The organism is Nonomuraea dietziae (genome assembly GCF_014195505.1).
GTDB lineage: Bacteria > Actinomycetota > Actinomycetes > Streptosporangiales > Streptosporangiaceae > Nonomuraea > Nonomuraea roseola.
In genome coordinates this window covers 3,485,591-3,498,018 of the sequence record NZ_JACIBV010000001.1, presented here as the reverse complement: position 1 = coordinate 3,498,018, position 12,428 = coordinate 3,485,591, and the positions used below count along the sequence as shown (strand labels likewise).

Annotated in this window: 9 protein-coding genes; 6 read left to right on the top strand and 3 right to left on the bottom strand. The window is 72.4% G+C overall.

The genetic code is table 11. The features are described 5' to 3' along the window. Positions 1–25 precede the first annotated feature (25 nt). From FHR33_RS16690 to FHR33_RS16665, 6 genes are read left to right on the top strand one after another with little or no spacing between them, the layout of a single operon-like run. Entirely contained in the window at positions 26–1,312 is a 1,287-nt protein-coding gene (locus FHR33_RS16690; RefSeq protein WP_183648291.1) for an enolase C-terminal domain-like protein, read from the top strand. Between the two features lie 45 nt (positions 1,313–1,357). After that, positions 1,358–2,188, top strand: a complete 831-nt coding sequence (locus FHR33_RS16685; protein ID WP_183648288.1) for an NAD(P)-dependent oxidoreductase — start codon at positions 1,358–1,360, stop codon at positions 2,186–2,188. Continuing rightward, entirely contained in the window at positions 2,185–2,952 is a 768-nt protein-coding gene (locus FHR33_RS16680; RefSeq protein ID WP_183648285.1) for an amidohydrolase family protein, read from the top strand. Before FHR33_RS16685 ends, FHR33_RS16680 begins: the two co-directional genes overlap by 4 nt. After that, positions 2,949–3,941: a Gfo/Idh/MocA family protein gene (locus tag FHR33_RS16675; protein WP_183648282.1), complete on the top strand. Its 993-nt coding sequence runs from the start codon at positions 2,949–2,951 to the stop codon at positions 3,939–3,941. Before FHR33_RS16680 ends, FHR33_RS16675 begins: the two co-directional genes overlap by 4 nt. Positions 3,942–3,975: 34 nt before the next feature. Next, positions 3,976–4,731: a creatininase family protein gene (locus FHR33_RS16670; protein ID WP_183648279.1), complete on the top strand. Its 756-nt coding sequence runs from the start codon at positions 3,976–3,978 to the stop codon at positions 4,729–4,731. A gap of 1 nt (position 4,732) precedes the next feature. After that, positions 4,733–5,452, top strand: coding sequence for an NAD-dependent epimerase/dehydratase family protein (locus FHR33_RS16665; protein ID WP_183648276.1), 720 nt, complete (start codon positions 4,733–4,735; stop codon positions 5,450–5,452). Between the two features lie 12 nt (positions 5,453–5,464). On the opposite strand, the gene FHR33_RS16660 is transcribed toward FHR33_RS16665, so the two are convergent. From FHR33_RS16660 to FHR33_RS16650, 3 genes are all read right to left on the bottom strand, one after another. Further along, positions 5,465–8,251 (bottom strand): early set domain-containing protein, encoded by a 2,787-nt coding sequence (locus FHR33_RS16660; RefSeq protein ID WP_183648273.1) that lies wholly within the window; start codon positions 8,249–8,251, stop codon positions 5,465–5,467. 193 nt (positions 8,252–8,444) lie between these two features. After that, on the bottom strand, positions 8,445–10,097 hold the full coding sequence (locus tag FHR33_RS16655) for an ABC transporter ATP-binding protein (RefSeq protein ID WP_246451942.1): 1,653 nt from the start codon (positions 10,095–10,097) through the stop codon (positions 8,445–8,447). Between the two features lie 1,164 nt (positions 10,098–11,261). Then, positions 11,262–12,308, bottom strand: a complete 1,047-nt coding sequence (locus FHR33_RS16650) for an esterase-like activity of phytase family protein (protein ID WP_312895566.1) — start codon at positions 12,306–12,308, stop codon at positions 11,262–11,264. Between the last annotated feature and the right edge of the window lie 120 nt (positions 12,309–12,428).

Below are 12,428 nucleotides of genomic sequence, written 5' to 3'. Positions count from 1 at the left end.
AGATCCTAGGTCCTAGGTTGGCGAGATGCGTTCGACAGACATAGCGATCCGCGAGGCGGCGGCCACCTTCCGCGACATCGAGCTCGACCACCCCTTACGCCTCGCGGGCGCAACGGTCGACAGGTTCACCCTGGCGATCGTCAGGGTGACCGTCGAGGACCGCGCCGGCCGCCTGGCGTGCGGACAGGGCGCGAGCGTCCTGTCGGTTGCCTGGTCATGGCCGGTGTCGCGGCTGTCGTGGGCCGCCCGCGACCTGGCGATGCGCGCGCTGACCGGGCGCCTCGCGGCCACCGCGCTCACGACGGGGCCCGGCGATCCCTTCCAGATCTGCGCGGAGCTCGCCGCCGGCCTGACGCCGAAAGGGGATGGCGCGCAGGACGGAGGTGACGGCGAGCCGATGCCCGCACTGGCGGCGGCCCTCGCCCTGGGAGCGGTCGACAACGCCGTTCACGACGGCTGGGCGCGCGCGGCGAGGCGTCCGGCCACCTCGCTCTACGAGGGCTTCGCCCTCGGCCGCCCGCGCCACCTGCTCCCCGTCCAGCACGTCGTCGGGGTGGGTGATCCGCTGGAGTCGCCAGGGCGGCGCGCCAGGCCCGAGCCGTCGGTCAGAGGCGGGGAAGGCCGCGACCATGGAGGGGCGGCCGGCCCCGTCAGGCCGCTGCGGGCGTGGCTGCGCGCCGAGGGCATCACCCACGTCAAGGTCAAGCTCACGGGGCAGGACCCGGTCACGGACGCCCGCAGGGTCGCCGACGTCCACCGCGTCCTGCGCAGGAGCCCCGGCGGCCACCACACGATCTCGCTCGACCCCAACGAGGGCTACGCCGAGACCTCGGCCGTCGTGGAGTTGCTCGACATCCTGCGCGCGAGCCCGGCGTGGGAGGCCCTCACCTACCTGGAGCAGCCTCTTCCCAGGGACGCGCCGCCCGACCCCGACGGCATGAGGAGGATCGCCGACAGGCTGCCCGTGCTCGCCGACGAGAGCCTGGCCGCCGAGCGGGACCTGCCCCGCCTCACCGAGGAGGGCTGGAGCGGCCTGGTGGTCAAGGCCGCCAGGGGGCAGAGCCTGGCGATGAGGAGCCTGGCCCACGCCCGCGACCACGGCCTGCGTGTCACCGTCCAGGACCTCACCGCCGTGGACGTGGCGCTGGCGCACTCGGCCAGGCTGGCCGCGGCCCTGCCGCTCGACTGGCCGGCCTTCGAGTACAACAGCCGCCAGTACGCTCCGCGCGCCAACGACGGCCTGCCCGGCCACCTCGTCCAGGTGCGCCAGGGGCACATCGTGCCGGGCCCGGCGCGACCGGGAATCCTCTGACCTATGTCTTTTCTTTCGGCCGTTCGGACCGTAGAGTCGTTGACCATGCATGTGGGATGGATCGGTACCGGCCTGATGGGCGAGCCGATGGCCCGGCGCCTCCTCGGGGCGGGGCATCGGGTGACGGCGCACAACCGCACGGCCGGCCGTACGGGCCCGCTGGTGGAGCTGGGCGCGAGCGCGGCGGCGACGGTCGCGGAGGTGAAGGGGGAGGTGGTGATCACGATGCTGCCCTTCCCCTCCGAGGTCATGGCCGAGGTGCTGGAGGGCGCGGCTCCCGGCACGGTCGTCGTCGACTGCTCCACCACCGCCCCCGCCCTGGCCAGGACATGGGCGGCGCAGGGGCAGCGCAGGGGCGTGGCCGTGCTCGACGCCCCGGTGAGCGGCGGCCCCGCGGGTGCGGGGGCGGGCACCCTGTCGATCATGGTGGGCGGCGACCCCGCCGCCTTCGAGCGCGTCAGGCCGCTGCTGGAGCTCATGGGATCGACCGTCGTCCACCACGGGCCGCCTGGCTCGGGACAGCTGGCCAAGCTGGTCAACCAGACGCTCGTGGCGGGGGCGACGCTGGCCGCCTGCGAGGCGTACGCGCTGGCGGTGCACGGCGGGCTCGACGTCGGCAGGGTCCGCGAGTCGGTCAGGCCGGGCGTGGCGGGCTCCCCTCTGCTGGACTACCTGTGGTCACGCCTGGCCGAAGGCGACCTCGAGCCCGGCTTCAAGCTCGACCACTTCACGAAGGATCTGGGCCTGATCCGCGAGGCGGCGGGCGAACTGCCGATGCCCGGCACCGACCGGGTGGCCGAGCTGGCCGAGCGGGTGCGCGCCGCGCACGGCGGCGAGCGCGGGACCCAGGCCATGGTCAGGGTGGCCGACCGGTGATCGTGGACTCGCACGTGCACGTCGGCAGGTGGAAGTACCCGCCGATCGAGGACTACCTGCCCGCCATGGCGCAGACCGGGGTGAAGGGCGCCGTCCTCGTCCAGTTCATCGGCAACGCCGACAACTCCTACCTCACCGGCCTCGTCGCCGCGCACCCCGGCAGGTTCGCCGCCGTCGCGATGGTCGAGGCCGACACCCACGGCGCCCCTGCGCACGTCGCGCGGCTCGCCGCGACCGGCCTGGTCAGGGGCGTCAGGCTGTGGGCCGAGACCCGCTCACCCGGCCCCGACCCGCTGGCGCTCTGGCGGGCGATCGCCGCCGAGGGGCTGGTCGCCAGCGTGAGGGGGCCGCTGGAGGACATCGCGAGCCCGCGCTTCGCCGCTCTGCTCGCCGAACTGCCGGAGCTGCCCGTACGGCTGGAACACGTCGGCTTCACCACCTACCCCGACGCCGACCGCGCCGCCTTCGACCGCTTCCTGGCCCTCGCGGCCCGCCCCCTGACCTACACCATGTGGGGCGGTTTCCACGCCAACAGCGGCACGCCGTACCCGTATCCCGACGCCGACCCGTACCTGCGCGAGACGGTCGCCGCGTACGGCGCGCGCAGGATCACCTGGAGCGGCGACTGGAACAGGCCCGACCCCGCACCGGGCGACTACGCCGCCGCCGTCAGGCACGTCCTCGAGCGGCCCTACCTCACCGAGGACGACCAGCGGCAGATCCTCGGCGGCGCGGCCCGCGAGCTGTTCGGGCTCGCCCCATGAGCGTGCGCGTGGGCATCGTCGGCCCCGGCGGCATCGCCGGACGGCACGCGGACGCGCTGGCGGAGGCGGGCGCGGTGCTGGCGGCCGTCGCGGGGCCCGACCGCGAGCAGGCCACGGCGTTCGCCGAGGCCCACGCCACGCCCGGCCACGGTCCGCCCGCCGTCCACGCGACCGCCGGCGACCTGTTCGCCCACCCGGGGCTCGACGCCGTGGTCATCGCCTCGCCGCACGCCTACCACGCCGCACAGGCGGAGGCCGCCCTGCGCGCCGGGCTCCACACGCTGTGCGAGATCCCCGTGGCGCTCAGCCTGGGCGAGGCAGAGTCGCTGGCCAGGACCGCCGCGCGGACCGGCAGGCGACTGGCCGTCGCGCACACGCTGCGCCACTGCGCGCCCTACCTCGCCGTCCGTGAGCTGGTCGAGGCGGGCGAGCTGCGCGTGACGCACGTCGTGGCCCGCACGCTGATGATGCGCCAGCGCGATCTCGGGATGGAGGGCCGCCCCAGGGACTGGGGCGACGACGTCCTGTGGCACCACGGGGCGCACACCGTCGACGCGGCCCTGTGGTTCCTCGGCGCCGAGTCCGCCCGCGAGCGCGGGGGCGACGCCTCGGGGGCGGTCGTCGTGCGAGGGGCGCGCGGCGAGCCGTGGCAGGGCAGCGGGAAGCCGATGGACGTGGCGGCCGTGCTCCGCGCGCCAGGGGGCGGGCTGGCCACGATCGCCCTCTCCTATCACTCGCGCCTGGCCGTGCGCGACCTGACGATCATCGCCGAGGACCGCACCCTGCACCTGTCGGGAGGCGCGCTGCGCGACCACGACGGCGTCCTCGTCGACCGCGGCGACGGCGACCGCATGGAGCGCGAAGGGCTCGCCCGCCAGGACCGCGACTTCGTCACCGCGATCACGCGGGGGCGGCGGCCCGCCTGCACGGTCGACGACGTCCTGCCCGCGATGCGGGTGCTCGACGGCCTCGCCCGGAACGCGCCATGAACCGGCACCCTGTCAGAACACATGGAGGAACCAGGTGAACGAACTCGCGCGGATGGTCACCGACGAGATCGACGAGGCCCTCGCCAGGGCGAGGATCGCCATCCTGCCCCTCGGCTCGACCGAGCAGCACGGCAGGCACCTCACCTACGACACCGACTTCGCCATCGCCGACTCCTTCGCCCGCAGGCTCGCCGCCGACCTCGGCCATGCGGCGGTGCTCTGCCCCGGCCTGCCGTACGGGCTGTCGGAGCATCACCTGCCGTTCGCGGGCACTCTCACCCTCAGGCCCGCGACCCTGCTGGGCGTGTTGCGCGACGTGGCCGAGTCGCTCGCGGCGGCGGGGCTGCGCAGGATCCTCGTGGTCAACGGCCACGGCGGTAACGTCGACGCGGTCAGGCTCGCCGGACGCGAGCTGCGGCGCGACCACGGGGTGATCATGGCTCACGTCATGTGGGCGACGCTGGCGGGCGATCTCATCCAGGACCTGATGGGCAGCGAGCGATACGGCCACGCCTGCGAGGGCGAGACGTCGGTGGCGATGGCGCTGGCGCCTCAGGTCGTCCGCGCGGACCGGATCGGGCCGCCCGACCCCGCGCTCCCCGTCCTGCCGCATGCCGCGCCGCCCGCGCCGAGGGTGGACCTGCCGCTCGTCTACGACGCGCTGTCGGCGGGCGGCGCGCTCGGCGACGCCCGCCTGGCGGGCCAGGAGCTGGGGGAGAAGATCGTCGCGACCGCGTACGGCAGAGCGCTGGAGTTCGCCCGCGCCTTCGCGGCCGAAGCGGAGGCGTGAGGTGCGGGTGCTCGTGGCGGGCGGGTCGGGAGCCGTGGGCAGGCTCGTGGTGCCCGTGCTCGCCACCCGCCACACGGTCCGCGTCATGGACCTCAGCCCTCCCCGTGACGAGCCCTTCCACGGCAGCGAGTTCTTCCACGGCAGCGTCACCGATCCGGGCGCGGTCGAGCGGGCGGCCGAGGGCCAGGACGCCGTCGTCTACCTGGCCATGGGGCGCAAGACGGGCTGGCGTGAGGGGCCCGAGTGGGTGGCCAGCCACTTCGCGGCCAACGTGACGGGGACCTACGTGACCCTCCAGGGCTGCGCCGCGGCAGGGGTGCGGCGGGCCGTCTACGCCGGCAGCATGTCGGTCTTCACCGACTACACCGCACGCGACTACACCTCCAGCCCCGAACCCGACGCGACCGACGCCTACGGCCTCACCAAGCGGCTCGGCGAGCAGGTGTGCGAGGCGGCGGCGGTGGAGCACGGGCTCGCGGTCACCGTCCTGCGGCTGGTCGGACCCATGCCCGACGAGGAGTGGCACGCCTACGGGGGCGAGCACCACGACGTGGTCACCGCGGGAAGCGACGTGGCCGCCGCCTTCCTCGCCGCGCTCGAACGCGCGGAGCCAGGCCACGCCGCCTACACGATCACCGGCGACCACGAACGGCGGGTGCTGGACTGGTCGCCCGCTCTCGCCGGCCTCGGCTGGCAGCCGCTGGCCCGGCGAGAGCGGTGACGGCAGACGCGGTCAGCTCCCCGCGACCGTCGAGATCAGCCTGGCGCGCTGCGCCGCCGTGAGGAGCCCCTCAGCGGCCAGTGCTCGCGACTCGCGGGCGACGTAGGAGACCAGGCTCCCGTGGTCGGGCCAGGTCCTGTCGAGCCCGAGCCGCTGGGCCAGGGAGCACCCCTGCGGGTCCTCCGCGTTGGGCACGCCCGAGTCGGCCTCCCCGACGACGACCGTCGGCGCGGAGTCCCGCGCGCACGCGGTGACGGGGGCGCGGACCGAGCGGGCGAAGTCGCCGTGACCGTAGGAGGCGACGAGCACCTCGCCAGGTGAGGCGCCCAGCTGCGAGGGCGTGATCACGCCGCGCAGGGTGGCGGCGTCGGGGGCGCTCTCCTTCACCGTCACCTCGACCACCTCGTCGCCGACGCGCACCTCGACCTCGGCGCTGTCGAGGGCCCCCGCGGTGAGGTTGAGCGGCGCGGTGAGCTCGACGGTGACGGGGGAGTCCGGCTGCACCCTGGTGACCGGCGCGCCCTCGGGGCCGAGCAGGCGCACCGCCGTACGGTCGGCGGCCAGCCAGGCGAGGGAGGCGTTCCACGCGGTGTTGAACGAGACCCAGCCCTCGGTGTGGCCGATGTTGCCGACAGCGGGGTTGAAGGGGTAGTGCCCGTTTTTCGGCGAGCCGTCGAGCACCCCTGGCACGCCCTGCAGCATGCCGACGCCGCCCTGGTACTCGCTGAACCAGCCGAGGTCGGCCCCCTCGAAGCCCCATCGCTCCGTGGTCGCGCGGTAGGTCGCGTGCCTGCCGGTGGGGTTGCGCCCGAAGATGTTGTCCACGTGGGCCGCCGCCACCTCGCGCAGCCTGGCGGCCAGGCTCGGGTCGCGCACGACCCCTGCCGCGGCGAGCGCCGGAGCGGCGAACCCTGCGACGTTGCCCGTCTCGTTGGGGTCGCTGCCCGTGCCGCCGCCGCTGAACGACGGGATCGTCCACCGGTCGGCGGAGTACTTCCTGAAGTCCCAGAGGTTGCCCGAGCGGTCGACGGCGGTGCGCGCCCATGCCTCGATCTTCGCCAGGAGACCTGAGGGGGCGTGCCCCGGATACTCGGTCAGAAAGCGCACCAGGGACGGGACGGTGACGTACTCCGACTGCCGCTGTCCTTTCGTCGTGCGCGGGTCGGCCCAGTCGAGGTTGTCCACGATCCAGCGCGCGTTGGCCGTGGCGGCGGCCAGGTAGCGGCCCGCGTCCGTCCGGCCCTCGCGCAGCGCCACCTCGTACATGTCGAGGTTCGGCCTGATGGAGTGGCCGGGAGGGAACTCGCCCTTGCCGGTGCCGAGCTGGGTGTAGGTCTGGAACAGGTCACCGGTGTGCGCGGTGTAGTCGTAGGGGGAGTTGAACCTGCCGCGCTCCTGCTGACCCCAGATCGGGAACAGGTAGTCGCGAACCTCCTCGTAGAGGGCTCGCGGCACCCAGGGCGACAGGTCGGGGTAGGCGGCCAGGAAGGAGGCGAGCTGCTCCTTCCACAGGGTGGTGTCGACCCTGGCGTCGAGCAGCATCTCGGTGCCCCAGGCGATCAGCCGTACGATCTCGGGGGCGTCGGCCGGCAGCGGATGGCGCAGGCCCTTGTACACGGCGGTGTCGAGACGCAGCCCCTCGAAGGCCGAGGGGTTGGCGGCGTACAGGTCGACGAGCGTGGGGATCTCGAAGGAGTAGGTGTCGCCGTCGCGCCACATCACGCTCCAGCCGCACTGCGAGGCGTTGAACCCGGCCCACGACACACCCGCGTCGCCGAAGTAGCAGCGGGTGCCGCTCATGAACTCGATGGCCCGCCGGTAGGCGACGCGGAAGGTCCACGCGGGCCCGATGCCGAAGTCGAAGGAGCTCCCGCTGCCTTCCACCACCACCCTGTACGGCCCCGCGTCCGCCGGGCGGAAGGCGGTGAAGTCGCCGACCCCGCCCCTCACGGCCCCGGAGAAGCGGACCGCGCCGTCCTCGTCGACGACGGTGAAGGCGGTGCCGTCGGCCGCCTTCGGCGCGGTGAACCGCTTCGGCCCCTCGAGGTCGTAGCCGCTCTGGTTGACCATGACGAGCTTGGCGGCCGCGCTCCACGAGCACCCGCCGGGCTGGGCGGGGTGGTCGGAGGGGATCTGCGGCAGCGTGCGCGCCACCAGGGAGTCGATCGAGATCTTGGCCAGGTAGACGCCGATGCCGATCGTTCCCGACCCTTCACGCGCCGCCACGCTCGCCACGCGCTCGCCCGCGATCTCCACCACGACGACGCCGCGAGCCCTGCGTACGGTGAGGTCGAACCAGTCGCCCTGCACGACCAGCGGCCCCGGGCCCGAGCAGACAGTGGTGGTGGCCAGCGGCCTGGCCACCGTGATCCCGCCGCCGGGCATCACCTGGGCGGCGAGGTTGGCGGCGCGCACGTCGGCGGGGTCGGCCCAGTCGGTGATGAGGTTGAAGGGCCTGCTGCTCGCCCCGCCTGTCGCCTCGACCCTGACGCGGGCGGTGACCTCGTAGTTCTCGGGCAGGTCGAGCCTGGGATCGAGGGTCAGGTAGCGGCCGGAGGTCTGCCCTCTGGTGTCCACCGTCGCGCGCCCCTCGGCGGTCGTCCACTCCGACAGCGAGCCGGTCACGGCCCGCCATCCCGCCATGCCGCCGGTGAAGTCCGCGCGCAGGAGCTCCTCGCCCCGCGCGGCCGCCGGCGGCGCGGACGGCAGGGCGAGCGCGGCGCCCGCCATCACGCCTGCCACCATGCCCGCGACCACCTTGGCGACCGCCCGTCGCGCGCGTGCCCGTAACCCAGCCATCGCCTCGTCCTCACCTTCGCACACTCAGCACCGTGACCCTCGCATCATGGATGACGCTTGCGTCATTTCGCAATGAGTTGCATGTGGTGAGAGTGAGTTGCGATTTGTCCCGGCACGCGACTCATCCCTTGCCGAGCAGCGCGCGGCCGCGCAGACCGCCTGGGAACTGAGCGGAGCTGCGCGGCCGCGCGGGTCATGCGCCCGTGATCGACCCCCTTCCGCGCCTGAGACCCTGCGCGTGCCGGATCCGCAGGGGAGCGGCGCGCGTGAGGGGCTCGAGTGCGATCACCCGGGCGTCCACGGGCACGTGCCTGAGGTCGTGGGTGATGAGAATGGTGGTCCTGCCCGCCATGAGCACCCGCAGCGGCTCCATGATCTGGGCCGCCGTCTTCTCGTCCAGCCCCGTCATCGGCTCGTCGAGCACCAGCACGGGCGTGTCCCGCAGGATCGCCCTCGCGATCGCCAGGCGCTGCCGCTGACCGCCGGACAGCAGCCGCCCCCGCGCCCCGATCCGCGTGTCGTACCTCTTGGGCAGCGCCATCACGAAGTCGTGCACCCCCGCCAGGGTGGCGGCGCGGACCACGTCCTCCTGCGAGGCGTCGGGGCGGCCGTAGGCGATGTTGTCCCTGACCGTTCCCGAGAACAGCAGGTTCTCCTGTTGCAGGAGCGTGACGTGGTCGCGCAGCGAGTGCCTGGTCAGCTCGCGGATGTCGGTGCCGTCCAGCAGGACGGCGCCGGAGTCGGGATCGTAGAAGCGCATGAGCAACTTCGTGATCGTCGACTTGCCCGAGCCGCTCGGCCCCGTGCACACCAGCACCTCACCGGGCTCGACGGTGAAGGACAGCCCGCGCAGCACCGGTTGCCTGCGCGATGGATAGGTGAAGCCCACCGAGGCGAACTCCACCCGCCCAGGACCTCGCTCCTTCAGATCGACCGCGCCGGGCCGGTCGGTGACCGTGGGCTCGGTGCCCAGGACCTCCATGACGCGGTCGGAGCCCGCGGCCGCCTCCGACACCGTGAGCGCGATCTCACCGAGAGACTGCACCGCCGGATAGAGATAGGCCAGGTAGGCGGCGAAGGCCAGCAGCCCGCCCAGGGTGAGCTTGCCCTGCGCGATCTCCCACGCGCCGAAGCCGATGATGACGATCAGGCAGACCGTCTCCAGCACCTGTACGGCGGGCCCGTACAGACCCGACAGCCGGGCCTGCGTCATGTTGGCCCGCAGCCACGTGCGCCCCTCCCTGTGCAGGTGGCGCGCCTCCGCCTCCTGCCGGTTGTAGGCCTGGACCAGGGCCTGGTTGGACAGGCCCTCCTCGATGACGCTGTTCATCATGCCGTTGCTGAGCCGCTCGCGCGCCGCCGCCGTCCTGAACCTGGAGGCGAACACCTTGGAGACCAGCAGGAAGGCAGGGATCAGCGCCATGGTGACCAGCGCGAGATCCCACCTGATGAAGAAGGCCGCCGCGGAGAAGAAGATGACGGTGGCCACCGTGGTGAAGACCTTGACCAGCCCGGATCCGACCAGTTGCTCGATGGCCTCGATGTCGTCGGTGAGCCTGGCCATGAGGTCGCCCAGGCGCCGGTTGTCGACATAGTCGGGTGTGAGCCGCTGGACGTGGCCGAAGACCCGGTCGCGCAGCCGCAGCAGGAACCGTTCGGAACCGAGGGCCGTCGTCATGGTGCCGGCGAAGGCGACACCGCCCGCCACGGCGGTCAGCCCCAGCCAGCCCAGTGCCGGAGCCCAGAACGCGCTCAGGTCGCCCGTGGTGAGCACCTTGTCGGTGATGTAGCCGAACAGCGCGATCACCGCGACCTCGCACAGCGCCGCCACGATCGCGAGGATCATGCCGCAGACGAACAGCCAGCGCAGACCCTTGGTGTTCGGCCAGAACTCGGCGAACGTCTTACGAATGGACGTGGAGGGGGCGAGCGGTTCCCCGCTCGCCCCCGGTTGGAATGAGAGCCGGCGGAAAGCCCGCCGACTCTCACGCGGCGTTGCTACCACCACCACCGCCTGCGGCAGCCGCAGCCGAACCTCCTGCGACCCCACCAGCGACGACGGCCACAGCCGCCCCAACCTCCGCCCCACCAGTGGTCGGCGCGGACCGGCAAGAGCTTCATAGGAATCATGATTGTTGCCCCCTTTCCTTTTCGCTCTCTGAAATGGGACGCTAGCACCCAAAATCGGATCTTTGTCCGTGCAGTTCCTTTGTTGGGGCAGTTTTGACGGGAGGGCTCTAGTGTGGGTGTGTTGTTGGTGGGTGGCTGGTTATATGTGCAGTTGTCATGGTCGTCAGAGAGTGCTAACGATCGTGGACCGGGCAGGTCCGCGCCTGGTCAGGCGCTGGTGTGAACCTCGCTGCCGCGGGCGGGGTCGGTGAGTCTGCCCCAGGCCGGATACCTCGCGACCTTCTTGGCCTGCCGGAGGGGCCAGGTCGGTTGCGGTGCGCGCTCAGGCGCGCTGCGCCGGCTGACATATCCCCAGGTCGCCCGCTCTTTCGGCCTGATCGAGGCCGTCCGGGGGCGCATGTCGAGCCCGCTCGGCGGAGCGTCGGCGGACAGGCCGGCGCGGCTCTCGCTGTCCGGCCGGCCCGCGTCCGTGTGACCCCGCCGTGGCGGCGGCGCGGCTCCTGTCGCTGCTCACCCTGGCAGGGGAAGGCGCGCTCTCCTCCGCCGAGACGCGCACGTGGCGATGCCCCGGCCGGCGCCTTTCCGCGGGCGTACGGAACGGCCACCTGAAAACAGCGGGAATTGCCCGCCGGGGGAACTCCGGTCGTGGGGGATTGCCGCTCAGGTCATGCGCTGAGCGCGCCGCCCAAATATCTGCTTCGCCACCTTCACAAATAGGTGTCGAAACTCGCCGGACATAAGGAATGCATAAATTCCAGGGAAGCCGCGTGCAAACAACACCGCCATGGAGGCTGCCGCCGACCCTGGTGTGGCCTTCCTGGAGGCGCTGGAGCCGGGCCCACCGGCCCGGCTCCAGGGCCTTCCCGTGTCAGGGAGCCGGTCAGCAGCCCCGGGCGGCGAACGCCAGGAACTGGGTGGCCTCCGCGCTGTCGAAGTTGTCGTCGGAGCCGATCACGAGCGTGCACTCGCCCGTGTCCAGGCGCGGCCCCCATGCCAGGCTCTCCAGGTTCTGCACCGGCGGACGCAGCGTGCTGAGGTCGGTGACCAGGCGCTTGGCCACCGGCCGGTACGGCCTGCGGGTCTGCAGGCTGTCCCTGCCGAGCACGTTCGTGGCGCCGCGCAGGTCGATCTCGTACAGCTTGACCCGGTAGCCGACGCCCTCGATCCAGGAGCGTTCGAGGGCCAGGTGGCGGTCGTCGTCGATCGCGAGGATCTCGGAGACGCCGCTGTCGGAGTGGCCGCCCTGCGGGACCGGCTCGGCGGGCAGCCGGTCGAGCGGGTAGACGAACTGCCCGAGGGTCCGGCCCGAGCGGCTCCAGACGGTGATGCGCGTGGGCGCGCCGTGCCGGACGGTCGGCGGCTCGCCGTCCTCGTGGCGTGGGCCCTCCGTGATGGCGGCGACGGTCCGTGGCGCGATGGCCAGACCCTCGAACCCGAAGTTACGGCGGGGGCCGCTGGTGGTCTCGGTCATCCTGAGGTTGCGGGGAAGGGGGAGCTCGCCGAGGTGCCTGCCTTCACGGTCGATCCTGCGGACGAACAGCTGCGACACCGGAACCGTGGGGTTGTTCGCGTCGGGCCTGTCGCCCTCGTGGCCCCACAGCAGCTGCCCGCTGCGCCGGTCGAAGCGGATCGTCTCGGGATCGGCCGACTCGGGCTGGCCGTAGCCGGGATAGGGGGTGGAGTCGGGACGCAGCAGAGTGGTGACCCCTGTGACGCTCACTCCGGTGAATTCTCCGGTCGCCCTGTCGATATCGAGGCGGCCGGTGTAGAAGCGGGCAGGATCGTATCGCCAGCGGTCGTCGGAGATGAAATACCAGGTATTCGTACGGGGATCCCTGTCGATACCGGAAAGGCCGCCGACAGTGGTTCCCTCGAATGGCATCCTGTGCGGCAGGCGCTGCTCGCCGAGGAAGCGGGTGATCTGCACCTCTCGTGGGTCCTGAGGTGGCGTGGCCCCCGCCGGAGCTGCGGCGACGACTCCGAGACTGGTCGCCGCCGTCAAGGCGACAGCGATTCCCGCGATTCTCCGCGAATGTGCCATATGGCT

Excerpts from the sequence above, each read along its gene's own strand:
- FHR33_RS16690 (WP_183648291.1), top strand. The coding sequence starts at position 26 with ATGCGTTCGACAGACATAGCGATCCGCGAGGCGGCGGCCACCTTCCGC.
- FHR33_RS16685 (WP_183648288.1), top strand. The coding sequence starts at position 1,358 with ATGCATGTGGGATGGATCGGTACCGGCCTGATGGGCGAGCCGATGGCC.
- FHR33_RS16675 (WP_183648282.1), top strand. The coding sequence starts at position 2,949 with ATGAGCGTGCGCGTGGGCATCGTCGGCCCCGGCGGCATCGCCGGACGG.
- FHR33_RS16660 (WP_183648273.1), bottom strand. The coding sequence starts at position 8,251 with ATGGCTGGGTTACGGGCACGCGCGCGACGGGCGGTCGCCAAGGTGGTC.
- FHR33_RS16655 (WP_246451942.1), bottom strand. The coding sequence starts at position 10,097 with ATGATCCTCGCGATCGTGGCGGCGCTGTGCGAGGTCGCGGTGATCGCG.